This window comes from Nocardioides sp. QY071 (assembly GCF_029961765.1).
Classification (GTDB): Bacteria; Actinomycetota; Actinomycetes; order Propionibacteriales; family Nocardioidaceae; genus Nocardioides.
The window spans coordinates 4,728,881-4,745,292 of record NZ_CP124681.1 but is presented as its reverse complement, the minus strand read 5'-3'; the positions used below and the strand labels follow the sequence as shown (position 1 = coordinate 4,745,292).

Sequence of the window (16,412 nt, the reverse complement as noted above, 5' to 3'; positions counted from 1 at the left end):
GCGGAGCAGGACCCCCGAGTTTCCAGCGGTGCAACGATCGTCCTGCTGCCGGACAGGAGAGGAGTATGGGAGAGGACGACTTCCGCCGCCTGTACGACGCGCACTTCGACGCCGTGCTCGGCTTCGCCCTGCGCCGCACCGACCGGCCGGAGGACGCCGCCGACGTCACGGCCGACACCTTCCTGGTCGCATGGCGGCGGCTGGGCCACGTGCCACGGGGCGACGCCGCCCGCCCCTGGCTGTACGGCGTCGCCCGCCGCACCCTCGCCAACCACCGCCGCGGTGAGGGCCGCCGGGCCGCGCTCGGCGACCGGCTGCGCCGCCAGCTCGCCCATGCCGTGGCCGACCTCGCCGACGAGGTGGTCCACCGCGCCGACGTCACCGCCGCGATGAGGCGGCTCAGCGCCCGCGACGAGGAGGTCCTCCAGCTGCACCTGTGGGAGGGCCTCGAGCCGCGCGAGATCGCCGACGTGCTCGGCGTCCCGGCGAGCGTCGTACGGCCCCGGCTGTCGCGGGCCCGCTCACGTCTTCGGGAGCTGCTCGGCAACGATCCGCCGGCCCCCGGACATCTCCCTGCAGAACCCGCCACCACGATCCGGAAGGAGGGCCCGCGATGAACCGCCCGATCACCGACGCCGGCGTCGCCGGCCTGCCCATCCGCGAGGGTCGTGCCGAGCTGCTGGAGGAGATCATGTCCCTCGCCCCTGTCGAGACCACCGAGCCCGCACCCGTACGCCGCCATCGCCGTGTCCTGCCCGTCCTCGCCGCCGCGGCTGCCGTCCTGGCCGTGGTCGGTGGCGTCGCATGGCTGGGCCTGCAGCGCGATCCGCAGGCCACTGGGCCGGTACCCCTCGCCGACGGGCCGGGCGCCGGTCCCGGCGAGCTCGCCGTCCTCACCGCCCCCGGCTGGTCGGTCACCTATGTCACCGACGACCCGAAGAGCGGGGGCGAGCTCGACTACGAGCACGCCACGGACGACAGCACCCTCGAGATCATGTGGCGCCCCGCGAAGCTCTACGACGCCTATGTCGTCGACCGCAACGACATCGGCACCCCGGTCGACGTCGACCTGCTCGGCAAGCGCTCGTTGATGTGGGCCTACGGCAAGCGCGACCACACCGTCATCCGCCCCGTCGAGGGCAGGTTCTCGCTCGAGGTCCGTGGCTCCGGCATGGACGAGACCGCCTTCCGCGCGGTCCTCGCGCAGCTCGAGCTGGTCGGGCACGACCAGCTCCAGCAGCACCTGCCCGACGAGGCGATCCTCGACGACGAGCGGGCCGCCGCGATCGACGAGGCGCTGACCGGCATCCCGCTGCCCTCGACGTTGAGCCGGGCCGACATCCTCAGCACCGGTCTGACCCACTACGAGGTCGTCGCCGACGTCACCGCGGCGGTCACCTGCGCGTGGATCGACTGGTTCGAGAGTGCCCGCTCGGGTCACCGGGCCGCGGCCGTCGAGCAGGCGCAGCAGGCGCTGGCCACCGCGCACGACTGGCCCGCCCTCGAGGACATCGCCGACGAGGGCGGCTGGTCCGACGCGATCTGGCAGTACGCCGACATCGTGGTCGCCGGTGCCCCGACGGCGCGCGACCAGGAGCTGCTCGACGGCCGCTTCGACGGGATCGGGTGCCCGGGCGGCGGGAGTGCGGGTGGCCCCGCGATCGACGGGGTCCCGGCGCCGTAGTCTGTGGCGCGTGACGCTCGCGAACATCCCGCCCGCGCCGGCGCTCCCCGGCACCCGCCACCTGCACTCCGGGAAGGTCCGCGACCTCTACGAGCTCACCGAGGGCCCGTACGCCGGCAAGCTGCTGATGGTCGCCAGCGACCGGCTCTCGATCTTCGACTTCGTGCTGGAGACGACGATCCCCGACAAGGGCGAGATCCTCACCCGGATGTCGTCGTGGTGGTTCGACCAGCTCGCCCCGCTGGTCCCCAACCACGTCGTCTCGACCGACGTCCCCGACGCCGTCCGCGGCCGGGCGGTGATCTGCGAGCGGCTCGACATGTTCCCCGTCGAGTGCGTCGCGCGCGGCTACCTCACCGGCTCCGGCCTGCTCGACTACCGCGCCACCGGCGAGGTCTGCGGCATCGCCCTGCCCGCCGGCCTCGAGGACGGCAGCCGCCTGCCCGAGCCGATCTTCACCCCGGCCACGAAGGCCGAGCTCGGCGACCACGACGAGAACGTCTCGTACGACGCCGTGGCCGCCACCGTCGGCGCCGAGGCGGCCGAGGCGCTGCGCGAGCTGACCCTGCGGGTCTACGGCCGCGCCGAGGAGATCGCCCGCGAGCAGGGCATCATCCTCGCCGACACCAAGTTCGAGTTCGGCGTCGCGCCGGGCGGCGAGGGCACCATCGTGCTCGCCGACGAGGTGCTCACCCCCGACTCGTCGCGGTACTGGCCGGCCGACGACTGGCAGCCCGGCCGCGCGCAGGCGTCGTACGACAAGCAGATCGTGCGCAACTGGGCCCTCTCGCCCGAGAGCGGCTGGGACAAGGCGTCCGGCGAGGCGCCGCCGCCGCTGCCCGCCGAGGTCGTCGAGCGCACCCGCAGCCGCTACATCGAGGCCTACGAGCGGCTGACCGGCGAGAGGTTCTGACCCGACCCGCCCGCCCGGGCAGGTTGGTCCCGGGCACAAGCCCGTTCCGGACGGATTGGTCCCGCGACCAGTGACCGCCGTCACGACCGGCAAGTAGGTTGTGCCGCATGACGAACCTCGCCGAGTTCCTCGAGAACAGCGCCCAGTCCTATCCCGACCGCACGGCCATCGTCTTCGGGGACACCCGGCTGTCGTACCCCCAGGTCAACGGCGCCGCCAACCAGGTCGCCAACCTCCTCGTCTCGCGGGGCATCAAGCCGGGCGACAAGGTGGCGTTGAGCTGCCCGAACCTGCCCTACTTCACGATCATCTACTACGGCATCCTCAAGGCCGGCGCGAGCGTCGTACCGCTCAACGTGCTGCTCAAGGGCCGCGAGGTCGCCTACCACCTGGGCGACTCCGACGCGAAGGCCTACTTCGCCTTCCAGGGCACCCCCGACCTGGCCATCGGCGAGGAGGGGTACGCCGGCTTCCAGGCCGCCGACGGCTGCGAGCACTTCTTCGTCATCACCGCCGACCCGACGGCCCCCTCGCCGATCGAGGGCACCGAGACCTTCGGCCAGGCCCTCGCCGGCCAGCCGCCGACGTTCGACACTGTCGACGTCTCCGACGACGACACCGCCGTGATCCTCTACACCTCCGGCACCACCGGCCAGCCCAAGGGCGCCGAGCTGCGGCACCGCAACATGCGCGACAACGCGCTCGCAGGCAAGGACCTGTTCGGCGCCGACCCGGCCAACCCCGACACCTTCTTGTGCGTGCTGCCACTGTTCCACTCGTTCGGCCAGACCGTCATCCAGAACGGCGCCTTCGCCTTCGGCGGCACGGTCGTGATGCTGCCGCGCTTCGAGGCGGCGCCGGCGATCGCGCTGATGCTCAAGGAGAAGGTCTCCTTCTTCGCCGGCGTCCCGACGATGTACTGGGGCCTGCTCAACGCCCTCGACGAGACCGTCGACGTCAAGGCCCTCGCCGAGAACCTGCGGGTCGCGGTCGCCGGTGGCGCGGCCCTCCCGGTCGAGGTGCACCACCAGTTCGAGGAGCGCTTCGGCGTGGTCATCCTCGAGGGCTACGGCCTCTCCGAGACCTCGCCCGTCGCGAGCTTCTCGCGGCTCGGCTCGCCGGTCCGGGTCGGCTCCATCGGTACGCCGATCCCCGGCGTCGAGATGAAGCTGCTGGAGCCGGAGTCCTGGGACGAAATCGATGCAGGCAAGGACCCCGACGGCACCTCTGCTGTTGGGGAGATCGCCATCAAGGGCCACAACATCATGAAGGGCTACTACAAGCGGCCCGATGCCACCGCCGAGGCGATCAGCGAGGACGGCTGGTTCCGCTCCGGCGACCTCGGCCGCAAGGACGCCGACGGCTGGTACTACATCGTCGACCGTTCCAAGGACATGATCATCCGCGGCGGCTTCAACGTGTACCCGCGCGAGATCGAGGAGGTCCTCCTCACCCACCCGGCCGTCTCCCTGGCCGCCGTGATCGGTGTCCCGCACGAGAGCCACGGCGAGGAGATCAAGGCGTTCGTCATCCTCAAGCCGGGCGCCAGCGCCACGCCTGAGGAGATCGTGGCCTGGGGCAAGGAGCAGATGGCGGCCTACAAGTACCCGCGCATCGTCGAGGTCGTCGAGAGCCTGCCGATGACCGCCACCGGCAAGATCCTCAAGCGCGAGCTGTCCTAGCCCCGCCCTAGCCCCGCCCTAGCCAGCCCGCAGCACCTTACGGGCGAGCCGGAGCACCGTGTCCTCGGTGCTCCGGCCCAGCCCCGCCCCCCAGCGGCTGTAGTCGATGTTGACGAGCAGGTTGCCCTTGCGCAGCCACAGCTCGCGCCGGCTGTTGGCGTAGCCGTCCTCGGCCACGGTCGCGTCGCTGGCCAGCAGGTCCGCACGGTCGCCGAGGCCCTTCACCCGACGGGCGTCGTACACGCTCGCGGCGTGGATCGCCGCGGCGGTCGCCGTGGCGTCGGCGCCGGAGAAGCGCGAGCCGTCGACGGCGTACGCGTGCGCGGTGAGGTCGTCGGCCTCGTCGCCGGCCTCGGTCCAGGCGCAGGAGGAGACCCGCGGGTTCACGCCGCTGCGCGTGATGACGGTCTTCTCGAGGAGTCCCGCACCCCGCGCGTCGCGGTCGAGCAGTGCGCACACGTCCGGTGCGGCGGCACGGTCGCCGTCCGCCGGCCGGGCCGGGTCGGCGCCGAGGTCGAGCCCGTACGACGCCAGCGCTTCTCGCGCGACCAGCAGCAGCCCGTCCTCCACCTGTCCCAAGGGCGGCGGTGCGGCGTGTCGGTAGCCGACGTCGAAGCCGCCGGCGTACTGCGCCACGACCACCACGTTGCGCACCCGCACCACGAGGTAGCCGGCCGTGTCGGCGCCGATCGACCCGCTGAGGTCGGCGGCCGAGACGGCCCATGCCTCGTCGCCCAGGCCGTCGACCGGCCGGGCCGGGGCGAGCTCGAGCTCGACCCGGTTGCCGGTGCGCCCCGGCGCCTCGGCGACCAGCTGCCGGACGACCTCCTCGGCGGCCTCGGTCGCGGTCCGCGCCTCCTGGTCTCCGGCGGCGGGCGTGGGCCGGGCGACGGTCACGTCGACCCACAGGTCCCGGCTGGAGTACGACGGCTCGGCGGTCTCCGACCAGTGGCAGTCGATCGGGGCCGGGAGGTCGCGGCTCGCGTCGAGCGCGAGCAGGTGGAGGGACCGGTCGCTGACCGCGAGGCAGTCTGCGACATCGCGGACATCGCCGTCCTGCCAGGCCGGCTCGGCCTGGGGCGCGGTCACCTCGGGATCGGCGTCCGGCAGGGTGACCCGGCGGATCTCGTCGGCGGTGCCGAGCAGCACGGCGTCGCCGTCGAGGGCGAGGGCGGACGACGGCTGCGGGACGACGCCCATCACGCCGCTGTCCTCACCGGTGCGCAGGTCCCAGCGGTGCAGCCAGGTCCGGCCCTCGTCGTCGCCGGACCGGCGCTGCGCGTCGGACGTGGCGACCACGACGCCGTCGGCGTCCACGCCGGCCACGGTCCGGACGAGCAGGTTCGTGCCCGGCTCCTGGACCTGCCTGCTCCACAGCTGCTCGCCGGTCGCCAGGTCGAAGGCGTACAGCCGCGCTCCGGACCGGACGTCGCCGGGGGACGTCGTACTGCCGACGAGCACGTCGCCGGCCACGCCGAGCGCGGTGAACGCACTGCCCGCGTACGCGTCGAGCTGCCGGCCGATCGCCACACCGGGGGTGGGGTCGTCCCGGGTGAACCGCCGCAGCGTGGTGTGGCCGCGCTCGGTGAGGGCGAGGACGAGGGGGTCGGAGCTGACCACCGCACCCGGCCGCAGGTCCCCGCCACGGCGCCCGGCCGCCCGGTGCCACAGCTGCTTGCCGGAGTCGACGTCGTAGAGGGCGAAGGCGCCCTCGCCGTCGGTCTGCGGGATCCAGCCGGTGCCGTGGTCGTCGGGCGTGCTCGCGTCGACCGGGTCGTGCCAGACCGCGAGCGTGCGGCCGTCGGAATCCGCCTCGTTCGCGCACTTGCGGTCGTGCGGCGCGATGACGCCGAGCCGGCTCCCGTCCGCGACCGCGAGCCGCGTGACCTGGCCGCAGAACTGGACCAGGGTGAGCGCCCGCTCCCCGAGCCCCAGCGCCATCCCGCCGCTGTCGTACCGCTTCGACACCAGCGGGATCCGGACCGTCCAGCGCAGCTCGCCGGTGACCCCGTCGACGAGGGACACCGTCTGGCACTTCCTGCCGTGGGTGACGGCGACGTCGCCGGCCGCGTTAGGCTCACTCGCCGCGCACTTGGCGTCCACGTCCTGAGTCCAGCGGACCGATCCGTCCTTGCCGAGTGCGGTCACCCCGGAGCCGGCCACGACGTACCCGTCGGCCGTCGGCGTCACGCGGGCGTTGAGCGCGCTGACGGGTCGGGTCCAGTCGACGCTGAGCTCGGCGGGCCGGGGACCGGCACTACCGCCGGACCTGCCGGCCGGCTCGTCGGCCGTGTCGCAGGCGGCCGCCGTCAGGGCCAGCAGGACGGCGGCGACGGACGCGGCGGTACGACGAGGGGCCCGGAGCATGGGACGCCTCCTACCCCGGCGGCCGCGGGCCGAACCCGCGGCTCAGGCGAACGGGTTCGGCAGCGCCCCCGGCAGCTTGGCGAGCAGCTCGCGGGCCTGCGCGGCCACCTTGTGCTCGACCAGCACCTCGTAGCGGGTGGCGACCACGGAGCTGACCGAGGAGAAGTCACGCTGGCCGCGGGTCACGGCGTACCCGGCCAGGGCGAAGATGACGCCGAACGCGATGCCCATCAGCGTCGTGGACAAGATGATCGCCCACGTGTCGCCCGTGCCGAAGAAGCTGAACAGGACGCCGACGAACAGCCCGAACCACAGTCCGCTCATCGCACCGCCGGCGGCCACGCGGCCGCTGGTGAGCCGGCCGGTGATCCGCTCGACCTGCTTGAGGTCGGTGCCGACGATCATGCAGTTCTGCACGGGGAATCCCTCGTCGGAGAGGAAGTCGACGGTGCGCTGCGCGGTCGCGTAGTCGTCGTACACGGCCAGCGACTGGGGGAACTCGAGCGCCAGCAGGGAGCGCGAGAACGCGCCGGGAGTGGGGTTGCTCATGGCCCCAGTCTGCCCGGCGCGCGGCTCGGCCTGGTGATTCCAGGCTCACCTGCCCTCGGTGACCTCGTAGATGTGGTCGGCGAGCAGGCCGTGGGCCTCGCGGTGCACCCGGGCGGCGGTCTCCGCGTCGGGGGCCTCGACGAGGCAGAAGACCTTGCCGGCCGTCTCGTCGACCCAGTAGCTCTTGTACTCCACGCCGTACTGGGCCTGCACCCGCAGGTCCTCGGCGTGGGCACCCGCGACATCGGCCGCGGTGGCGCCGTCGGGCAGGGTGTCGTGCACGTCCATGAAGAGTGCCATCGTCTCGTTCCTTCGCTCGGTGGATGTCTGCCACAATCAGGCTCGTGGCTCGGTCGCCCGTGGACCATGACCGTGCCCCCGAACTACCTGACCAAGAACCCACGGACGCACTCGGGACCGCCCTGGACGGCCTGCAGGTCGGCGGCGCGATCTTCCTGCGCGCGCACTACACCGAGGCCTGGGCGTTCCGGTCGGTCCCCAACGCCGACCTGGGCGCCCTCCTGGCCCCCGAGGCGCGCCGGATCGTCCCCTTCCACCTGGTCGACGCCGGGCGCTGCTGGATCGAGGTCGGCGACGAGCGGCACTGGGCCGAGGCCGGCGACGTCATCGTGCTGCCGTACGGCGACCGCCACCGGATGGGCGGCACCCGGGACGCGGTCGTGGTCGAGGTCGGCGGCCTGGTGCCGCAGCCGCCGTGGACCCGGATGCCGTTCATCGAGCACGGCGAGGGCGGCGAGCTCACGCACATCGTGTGCGGCTACATCACCTGCGAGGACCCGCTGTTCGACCCGGCGCTGCGGGCGCTGCCTCCTGTGCTCGTCGTACGCCTCGAGGGGGCTGCCGCCCAGTGGGTCCGGGCCAGCGTCGACTACGCGCTCCAGCGCACCGGCCTGGTCGACCCGGGCCACGCCGAGACGCCCCGCGAGCTGGTCCGGCTGCTCCTGCTCGAGGTGCTCCGGTTGCACCTCGCGAGCGCGCCGGCCGCCGACCGAGGCTTCGTGCGGGCGCTGCGCGACCCGGTGGTCGCCCCGGCGGTGGCGGCGATCCACCGGGCCCCGGAGGAGCACTGGACGGTCCGCGAGCTCGCCAGCGCCTGCCGGGTCTCCGCGTCTCTGCTCGACCACCGCTTCCGCAGCGTCCTCGGGATGCCCCCGATCCGCTATCTGACGACCTGGCGGATGCACGTCGCCCAGGACCTGCTGGCCACCACCCACCTCGGCGTCGCCGTGATCGCCCGACGGGTCGGCTACGAGTCGGAGGAGGCCTTCAGCCGCGCCTTCAAGCGCAAGCACGGCGTCGCGCCGAGCGTGTGGCGCCGCGGCTGATCGGGCGGCCGGCCGGCCGTGTCCGCGACGGCGACCGCGAATCGGTCCCAGCGCCCGGCGGCACTAGACTGCGGGCCGTGGCCCGAGTCGTCGTTGCTGTCATGCCGAAGCCCGAGATCCTCGACCCCCAGGGGAAGGCCGTCCAGGGCGCACTGCCCCGGCTGGGCTTCACCGGCGTCACCGACGTCCGCCAGGGCAAGCGGTTCGAGATCGAGCTCGAGGGCGACGTCACCGACGCCGTGCTCGCCGAGGTCGAGAAGATGGCGGAGACGCTGCTCTCGAACCCGGTCATCGAGAACTACACCGTGAGCGTCGAGCAGTGAGGATCGGCGTCGTCACCTTCCCGGGCTCCCTCGACGACGTCGACGCGCAGCGCGCGGTCCGGATCGGCGGCAACGAGGCCGTTGCCCTCTGGCACGGGGACGCTGACCTCAAGGGCGTCGACGCGGTCATCCTCCCGGGTGGCTTCTCGTACGGCGACTACCTGCGCTGCGGCGCCATCTCCCGGTTCGCCCCGGCGATGGGCAAGGTCGTCGAGGCGGCCGCCGCCGGCATGCCGGTGCTCGGCATCTGCAACGGCTTCCAGATCCTCTGCGAGTCCCACCTGCTGCCCGGCGCGCTGATCCGCAACGACCACCGCAAGTTCGTGTGCCGCGACCAGCTGCTCCGCATCGAGAACAACCGCACCGCCTGGACCTCGGCCTACGAGCAGGGCCAGGAGATCCGGATCGTGCTCAAGAACGGCGAGGGCGGCTTCGTCGCCGACGCCGAGACCCTCGCCCGGATCGAGGGCGAGGGCCAGGTCGTGGCGCGCTACCTCGAGGTCAACCCCAACGGCTCCCTCGACGACATCGCCGGCGTCACCAACGCGCGCGGCAACGTCGTGGGCCTGATGCCGCACCCCGAGCACGCGGTCGAGGAGCTCACCGGCAGCGGCCTCGACGGGCTCGGCTTCTTCACCTCGCTCGTCGAGACCGCCTTCGCCTGACCCGTCCTCGGGCGGCTGTGTTCCGCACCCCATACGTTCTGGCTGCGGATTCAGGAGTTTCGCGACCAATTCGTATGGGGTGCGGTGCCGACTCAGCTGAGCCGGCGGTTGAGCCCGGCGCGCCCGACGGCGTACGAGCCGCACGCGGCCAGCACGACGCCGATGACAGGTGGCACGCCGAACTCGGTCTCCTTGGCGATCCACGCGATGCTGCTGGCGAGCGCGTAGACCGCGAGGTTGGGGACATTGAGGGCGGGCAGGCGCTCGCCCTCGGGCATCCCGCCGCGGCGCCAGCGGGCGAGGTAGTCGCCGATCACCACGCCGCCGAGCGGCGGGATGAAGACGCCGAGCAGGACCAGGTAGTCGACCAGGTGGTTCTGCACGCCGGCCAGCGCGAGCACGGTGCCGATCACCGAGCCGCCGATCACGAACGGCGTCTTCTTGGGCTTCTCGAACAGCTCGGCTCCCGCGACCCCGAAGGCGTACGCCGTGTCCGCGTTCGACTTCCACAGGTTGCCGAACAGCAGCACCAGGCCCCAGGTGACCAGGCCGAGGTCGTAGAGCACGAGCACGAAGTCGCCCTGGCCGAAGGTCATCGCGCCGGTCGCCCCGAAGAAGATCATCAGGCCGTTGCCGATCAGGAAGCCGATCACGCAGGCGACCAGCGCCTGGCTGCCGCTGCGGGCGAACCGGGTCCAGTTGGGTGCCTGGGTGCCCGCCGAGACGAAGGTGCCGACCACGGTGGTGATCGCGACGGCCATGGTCATCGAGCCGTTGGGCTGGACGTCGGCCAGCCCGGACCAGCCGCCGACCTCGTCGAGGGAGCGGAAGAGCACCCAGAAGGCGAGGATCAGGATGAGTGGGGTGGAGATGGCCGAGACCCAGTACATGCCGCGGTAGCCGTAGCAGGCGGTCAGGCACATGAGCACGCTGGTCACGATCATCACCGCGGCCTTGGCGAGGTCGGACTCCCAGGAGAACGCCTGCGCGGTGAGGTCGCCGATGGTGCCGATGACGACGCCGTACCAGCCGATCTGCGTGCCACCGAGCAGGATCGAGCCGAGCTTGCTGCCGCGGTGACCGAGCACGTAGCGGGCCATCACGACGGTGGTCAGGCCGGTGTTGGCGCCGATCCAGCCGAGCAGCGCGACGTAGGTGCCGAGGACCAGCGAGCCGAGCAGGATCACCCGGACCAGCTCGCCGAGAGCGAACGCCGAGCCGAGTTGCGCGCCGGCCAGCATGGTCGGGGTGAAGACGGTGAACCCGAGCAGCACCACCGCCAGCGAGAGGAACGACTTGCGGGCGTGGGCGGGGACCGGGGTGACCGGGTAGTCGGGGTCGACGACGGCCTGCGCGCTCCCGGCGGCGGGCTGGACCGTGTTGTCGGACAGCGTCATGCCTCCTCCCCGATGTCCTCGGCCCACAGGTCGGGCTTCTCCCGCATCATCGTGGCCATCAGCTCCAGGCAGGTCGGGTCGTCGAGCACGTCGACCACGACGCCGCGCGAGCGCAGCCACTCCTCGGAGGCCTGGAAGCTGTGGTTCTCGCCGACCACGATCCGCGGGATGTCGTAGAGCACCGAGGTGCCCGCGCACATGAAGCAGGGGGACAGCGTGGTGTAGAGGGTGCTCGCCCGGTAGATCTTGGCGGGCAGCCGGCCGGCGTTCTCGATGCAGTCGGTCTCGCCGTGCCGGATCGCGGAGCCGAGCTGGACCCGGCGGTTGCGGCCGACGGCGAGCACCTCGCCCTCGTGGACGAGCGCGGCGCCGATCGGGATGCCGCCCTCCTCCCAGCCGATCCGGGCCTGCTCGATCGCCAGGTCGAGGAACCTGCGGTCGTCGTCGGTGCTCATGGGTGCCTCCGCGTCGGGGTGGGGACGGTGTGTCGGGGCTCACATCACCACGCGCGCCGGAGGCCGACAAGGGACATACTGTCTGGTGTGAGTGTCGATTCTGCGGACGGAACGTCCTGATGGGGGCAACTCTCGCCGAGGTGCTGGCCCTGCCGTCGTTCCGGGCTGCCAACACCGAGGTGCTCGTCGGCGACGCCGAGCGGGTCCAGGTCCGCTGGGTGCACTCCTCGGAGGTCTTCGAGATGGGGGCGCTGCTCGCGGGCGGCGAGGTGCTGCTGACCACCGGTCTGGGATTGCACGGGCGCACGGCCGACCACCTGGCGTCGTACGTCGACCAGCTGGCCGACGCGGGCGTCGCGGCCCTCGCGCTGGAGCTGGGCCGGACCTTCTTCACGGTGCCCGAGCCGATCCTGGCCGCCGCGCGCCGGCGCGACCTGGCGCTGCTGGCGTTCCCGACGATGGTGCCGTTCGAGCGGATGGTCGAGGACTTCCACGAGCTGCTCGTGCGACGCCGGGTCGCCTCGGGCGGGGACGCCGGGGACGCCGGTTGGCGGGCGCTGACCCAGGTGGTGATCGAGGGCCGCGGGCTGCGTGCCCTGCTCGACGAGGTGTCCCGGCTCGCGGGCTGCGGCGTCGAGCTGCGCGACCCCGACGGCCAGACCGTCGAGCGGAGCCGGATCGCGTCGGTGTCGGACGAGGCCGGCGTCTCGACCCCGGTCCGCGGGCCGTCCGGCCCGCTCGGCGCGCTGCGCCTGCTCGGCGAGGAGAGCCAGGACCGGCTGCGGCTGGCCGAGGTCGCGGCGCACGCCGTGGCGCTCGAGGTGGGGCGGGGGAGCGGGGCCGGGCACCGGCCCGGGCCCGCGCAGTCGCTGGTCTCCGACCTGGTCGCCGGCGTGGTGGTCTCCCGAGCCGACGTGCTGCACCGGCTGACCGCGCTCGGCTGGCCGCCGCAGGAGGGACGCCACCTGGTCGTGGCGGCGGTCGAGGTGGATGCCGCCGTACCGCTGACGGACGCGGTGGCCGCCACCGAGGCGGTGTTCCACGAGGAGGAGCGGGGCGACCCGGCGGTGCTGGTCGGCATCAGCGGCGGGCATGTCGTGGTCGTGCACCGCGGCGGCCGGCGGCCGGTGCCGGCCCAGGTCCGCGACGAGCTGGAGGCCGCGCGGGAGCGGCTGGCCGACCGGCTCCCGGGCCGGGTGCTGGTCGCCGCGACGACGCCGGTCGCCGACGCCGGCGACCTCGCCGCGGCCGTCGGTCGCGCCCGGCAGGTGCTGCGCACCGCGCGGCGCTACGGCCGGCGTGACGGCGTCGTGATGGAGCGCGACGTGGCCGCCCACCGGCTGGTCACCTCGGCCGTCGACCCGGCGGTGATGCGGGCGTTCGTCCGCGAGCAGATCGGGCCGCTCGTCGACCACGACCGGGAGCACCGAAGCGAGCTGCTGCGCACGCTCGACGCCTACCTCGCCTGCTCGCTCTCCAAGGCCCGGACCGCAGACCTGCTGGGGATCCGCCGGCAGTCGCTCTACGACCGGCTGTCCCGGATCGAGCGGCTGCTCGGCGTCTCTCTCGACGAGCCCGACCACCGCACCGGCCTCGGGATCGCGCTCCTGGGCTGGCGGATGCGGACCGGGCTCGACCCGCAGGTCGGCTTCGGCGGCTGATCGGCTTGTAACTAAGTGTTACGCGCCGAATTCCGGTGCAACAGCGCCCGGGTAGCAGCCACAACGCCCGGGTGGTCGGGTACGTAACACTTAGTTACAAGCGGCGCGGCTCAGCTCCCGAGCAGCGACGCCCAGTTCTTCTTGGTCCAGCTGTCCTTGACCTTCTGCCCGGCCTGTCCCTGCCAGGCGTGGATGCCGGCGCGCAACAACTTGTTGTACTTCTTCGACATCTTGCCCGGGTAGTGGCCCTTCTGCTGCAGCAGGCACTTCAGGGCGCGGACCTGGCGCGGCTTGGCCTTGCGCGGCGCGACCTTCTTGTAGGTCTTCAGGCTCACCTTGATGCCGCCGCAGCCGTAGCCGGGCACCGTCGTGGCGCCGAGCTCGAGCCAGTTGCGGTCGATGTTGATCGTCACGCCGCCCCAGGTCTCGTTGTGGCCGCCCTGGTACTGCTTCACCCGGCCGCCGGGACGCCAGCCGTCCTCGGCGATGTAGCTGGTCGAGGTGTTCGCGACGCCGTCCCAGCGCGCGATCCAGATCCGGTCGGGCAGGACGACGTCCGCGCGGCCCTGGATGCGGGCCTGGTCGAGGATCTTGATACCGGATCCGGCGCTGGAGTAGACGCCCGAGAGGTAGCCGAGCTGCCGCACCCGCGTGGTCCAGGCGCTGAGGAACGCCAGCGCCGGCTCGGTGCACCCCGCGTTGGCCTTGCTCAGGCTCCAGCCCTCGAGGTCGTACCAGAGCGTGCTGCCCGGCACGATGCCCAGCGCGGTCGCCGCGGCCACGGCGCTGTCGGCCTCCGCGGAGCCCTGGGCGCGCGCGGCGGCGTACCCGTTCGTCGTGTCGTTGATGATCGTCGGGTCGATCGTGGCGCCGTAGCGCGGGAACCGGCCGACGCAGCTCGACTGCGGGCCGAGCGTGATCGCCAGGATCTGCCAGCCCTTGGCCAGCTGGGTCGACACCCAGGTCGGGGTCAGCTTCTTCTGCTCGCGGCAGAACCGCGAGGCCCCGGAGATGTAGACGCCGACGGCCCGGAACGGCGAGTGCGCCAGCCAGGTGTCCATCTTGGCCTGCGACTGGGTCTCGCACTGGTCGAAGCCCAGGCCGGTGAAGTTGCCCGGCGTCGGCGGGTTCGTGGACTTCGCCGCCAGGTCCACCGGCGCGTCGGTGCTGCTCGCCGTGGGCGTGCCGCTCAGCGGGGAGAGCACCAGCGCGAGCAGGACCAGCAGGACGCCGGCACCGGTGCCCAGCAGGGGGAGGTGGAAGCGGCGGTGGGACGGACGAACGGGCCGGGAAGGCATCTCGGACTCCAGGGGAAGAGGGGTCGGCAGGTAAAGGCCGAGTCACGATAACCACAAGATTCACACGAGTAACAGGGCTTCGGATGAACTACAGAGTTGTAGTTCGTCTACGGTGGCGGAGTGCCGCTGCAACCGGGTGATTCGTTCGGTCGGTACGACGTGACCGGGCACCTCGGACGAGGCGGCATGGGCGTCGTGCTGGCCGCCGTCCATCGCGACCTGGACCGGCCCGTCGCGCTCAAGGTGCTCGCCCCGCACCTCGTCGACGACGCCGGATACCGGGCGCGGTTCCTGCGTGAGGCGAAGGCCCTCGCACGGCTGGACTCGCCGTACGTCGTCCGCGTCTTCGACGCGGGCGAGGAGGAGGGCGCCCTCTTCATCGCGACCGAGCTGGTGGCCGGCGGCGACCTCAACCAACTGCTGCGCGGGCGGGGTGCGCTGCCGGCCGCCGACGCCGTCGCGCTGGTCCGCGACCTGGCCGTCGGGCTCGGCGCGGCTCACGACGTCGGGATCCTGCACCGCGACATCAAGCCGTCCAACGTGCTCGTCGCCCGGCTCCCCGACGGGCGGATCCGGCCGGTGCTCTGCGACTTCGGCATCGCCGCGGTCGCCGACCTCGAGCAGCTCGCCACCACCGGTGCGGTGGGGACGCCCGGCTACATGGCACCCGAGCGGCACCAGGGCTCGGACGCCAGCGTCGCCTCCGACATCTACGCGCTCGGCTGCCTGCTCTGGGCGGCACTGACCGCGCGGGCGCCGTACGAGGGGATGACCGGGCAGGTCCTGCTCGGTCACCTCCAGGGCCCGATCCCGCAGCTGCCGGCCACCTCGAGGGAGGCGCGGGCGCTCAACGAGGTGCTCACCGTCGCGCTGGCCAAGGACCCCGCCGACCGGTTCGGTACGACGGCCGAGCTGGTCGCCGCGCTCGACGCGATCCCGCTCGGTCCCGTCGAGCACACCCTGATCGCCCCGCCCCCGCCGCCGCTCCCGGCCGGGCGCCGGTCGCGGCGTACCCCGCTCCTCGCCGGCCTGATCGGCCTCGTCGCGACGCTCGCCCTGGTCGCGGGCGCGATCGTCTGGGCCCTCGACGGCTCGGACCCGGCCCCGCCGGCGCGCGCGAGCGACCCGTCGACCGATGGCGCCGAGCCGGAGGACGACCCGCTGCTCGCCGTCTTCCCCCGGGCGGCCGACTGCGGGGTGGTGCCCGATCCCAAGTCGGCCCGGGTGCAGGCGCGGTGGTGCCTCGACGACACGTCGTCGGTGTACTACGCCCAGTGGCGCACCTGGGACGCCATGGACGCCAACTACCGGGACCGGATCGAGCGGGACCACTCCTACCGTCCCGACGTGAAGGCAGCCTGGGTGGAGCTGGCCGAGGTCGACCGCGACCACTGCCGGCGCAAGCTCGCCGTCTGGTACGCCGACCGCACGGCGCCGTACTCGATCACCGTCTGCGCGGACAGCGAGCAGGAGGTGCTCGACGTGCTCGACGCCATCGACCTGCCCTCGGGCGACGAGGTCGTCGCTCGTGCCGGTGCGGTCCCCGATGCGCTCGTCACCGCCTTCCCGAGCGCCGCCGTCTGCAAGGTCGTCGCCGAGCCGAAGCCGATCCGGGTCCGCGCGCGCTGGTGCCACGACGCGACCTCGTCGGTGCACTACACGCAGTGGACCGACTGGGACGCGATGGACGCCAACTACCGCCGGCAGACCCTCACTCCCGTCACCGACCTGCGCGACGACGTGAACGCGGCGTGGGTCGAGCTGACCAAGGCCGAGGGCGAGACCTGGGAGACCAAGCTCGCGGTCTGGTACGCCGACGAAGGCGCGCCGTACTCCGTGACCATCTATGCCGACACCCGGGAGGCCGCCCGGCGGGTGTTCGACAGCCTCGACCTGCGGCCCGGTGACGAGGTCGCCGCCGTCCCACGGGGCTGAGCCCCGACCCATCGGTGGCTGGCTGCTGCGCGCCACCGCAGCGGCGCGCTCGCTGCGTTGCAGGTGCTCGATGGGCGGACGAGCACTACTTCGCACCTGCGCCTTGCGATCGCACCCCTGCGATGACGCTCGCGACG

The 16,412-nt window shown here is 72.6% G+C and carries 15 protein-coding genes; 9 read left to right on the top strand and 6 right to left on the bottom strand.

Annotation, left to right across the window (positions count from 1 at the left end):
* Positions 1-65 precede the first annotated feature (65 nt).
* From QI633_RS22940 to QI633_RS22925, 4 genes are all read left to right on the top strand, one after another.
* Complete coding sequence (locus QI633_RS22940; RefSeq protein WP_282427179.1) at positions 66-617, top strand: sigma-70 family RNA polymerase sigma factor; 552 nt, start codon at positions 66-68, stop codon at positions 615-617.
* Positions 614-1,684 (top strand): hypothetical protein, encoded by a 1,071-nt coding sequence (locus QI633_RS22935; RefSeq protein WP_282427178.1) that lies wholly within the window; start codon positions 614-616, stop codon positions 1,682-1,684. The genes QI633_RS22940 and QI633_RS22935 overlap by 4 nt, the downstream gene beginning before the upstream one ends.
* Positions 1,685-1,694: 10 nt before the next feature.
* Positions 1,695-2,597, top strand: coding sequence for a phosphoribosylaminoimidazolesuccinocarboxamide synthase (locus tag QI633_RS22930; protein ID WP_141797207.1), 903 nt, complete (start codon positions 1,695-1,697; stop codon positions 2,595-2,597).
* A 107-nt stretch (positions 2,598-2,704) separates the two neighbouring features.
* A complete protein-coding gene (locus QI633_RS22925) occupies positions 2,705-4,279 on the top strand; it encodes a long-chain fatty acid--CoA ligase (RefSeq protein ID WP_282427177.1) in 1,575 nt (524 codons plus the stop codon).
* Between the two features lie 18 nt (positions 4,280-4,297).
* On the opposite strand, the gene QI633_RS22920 is transcribed toward QI633_RS22925, so the two are convergent.
* Genes QI633_RS22920 through QI633_RS22910 form a run of 3 tightly spaced genes read right to left on the bottom strand, consistent with a single transcriptional unit; the run spans position 4,298 to position 7,495 of the window.
* The gene (locus tag QI633_RS22920) at positions 4,298-6,646 is read right to left on the bottom strand and encodes a PQQ-binding-like beta-propeller repeat protein (RefSeq protein WP_282427176.1); all 2,349 of its coding nucleotides are present in this window, start codon (positions 6,644-6,646) and stop codon (positions 4,298-4,300) included.
* A 42-nt stretch (positions 6,647-6,688) separates the two neighbouring features.
* On the bottom strand, positions 6,689-7,195 hold the full coding sequence (locus QI633_RS22915) for a general stress protein (RefSeq protein ID WP_141797210.1): 507 nt from the start codon (positions 7,193-7,195) through the stop codon (positions 6,689-6,691).
* A gap of 45 nt (positions 7,196-7,240) precedes the next feature.
* Positions 7,241-7,495 carry a DUF4242 domain-containing protein gene (locus tag QI633_RS22910; RefSeq protein WP_141797211.1) on the bottom strand — a complete coding sequence of 85 codons (255 nt, stop codon included), beginning with the start codon at positions 7,493-7,495 and terminating at the stop codon, positions 7,241-7,243.
* 44 nt (positions 7,496-7,539) lie between these two features.
* On the opposite strand from QI633_RS22910, the gene QI633_RS22905 reads away from it, so the two are divergent.
* From QI633_RS22905 to purQ, 3 genes are all read left to right on the top strand, one after another.
* A complete protein-coding gene (locus QI633_RS22905; protein WP_282427175.1) occupies positions 7,540-8,541 on the top strand; it encodes an AraC family transcriptional regulator in 1,002 nt (333 codons plus the stop codon).
* Positions 8,542-8,618: 77 nt separating this feature from the next.
* Positions 8,619-8,864, top strand: coding sequence for a phosphoribosylformylglycinamidine synthase subunit PurS (gene purS / locus QI633_RS22900; protein WP_179727946.1), 246 nt, complete (start codon positions 8,619-8,621; stop codon positions 8,862-8,864).
* Entirely contained in the window at positions 8,861-9,529 is a 669-nt protein-coding gene (gene purQ / locus QI633_RS22895; protein ID WP_282427174.1) for a phosphoribosylformylglycinamidine synthase subunit PurQ, read from the top strand. The genes purS and purQ overlap by 4 nt, the downstream gene beginning before the upstream one ends.
* A gap of 92 nt (positions 9,530-9,621) precedes the next feature.
* Here purQ and codB read toward each other — a convergent pair whose 3' ends face one another.
* Both codB and QI633_RS22885 read right to left on the bottom strand, forming a co-directional pair.
* Complete coding sequence (gene codB / locus QI633_RS22890; protein WP_282427173.1) at positions 9,622-10,926, bottom strand: cytosine permease; 1,305 nt, start codon at positions 10,924-10,926, stop codon at positions 9,622-9,624.
* Positions 10,923-11,381, bottom strand: coding sequence for a nucleoside deaminase (locus tag QI633_RS22885; RefSeq protein ID WP_282427172.1), 459 nt, complete (start codon positions 11,379-11,381; stop codon positions 10,923-10,925). Before QI633_RS22885 ends, codB begins: the two co-directional genes overlap by 4 nt.
* 119 nt (positions 11,382-11,500) lie before the next feature.
* Between QI633_RS22885 and QI633_RS22880 the strand changes: the two genes are divergently transcribed.
* The gene (locus QI633_RS22880; protein ID WP_282427171.1) at positions 11,501-13,042 is read left to right on the top strand and encodes a PucR family transcriptional regulator; all 1,542 of its coding nucleotides are present in this window, start codon (positions 11,501-11,503) and stop codon (positions 13,040-13,042) included.
* Between the two features lie 110 nt (positions 13,043-13,152).
* Here QI633_RS22880 and QI633_RS22875 read toward each other — a convergent pair whose 3' ends face one another.
* Positions 13,153-14,340 (bottom strand): glycoside hydrolase domain-containing protein, encoded by a 1,188-nt coding sequence (locus tag QI633_RS22875; RefSeq protein ID WP_282427170.1) that lies wholly within the window; start codon positions 14,338-14,340, stop codon positions 13,153-13,155.
* A 120-nt stretch (positions 14,341-14,460) separates the two neighbouring features.
* Here QI633_RS22875 and QI633_RS22870 point away from each other — a divergent pair, with 120 nt between their 5' ends.
* Complete coding sequence (locus QI633_RS22870; protein WP_349016701.1) at positions 14,461-16,275, top strand: serine/threonine-protein kinase; 1,815 nt, start codon at positions 14,461-14,463, stop codon at positions 16,273-16,275.
* Positions 16,276-16,412 lie beyond the last annotated feature (137 nt).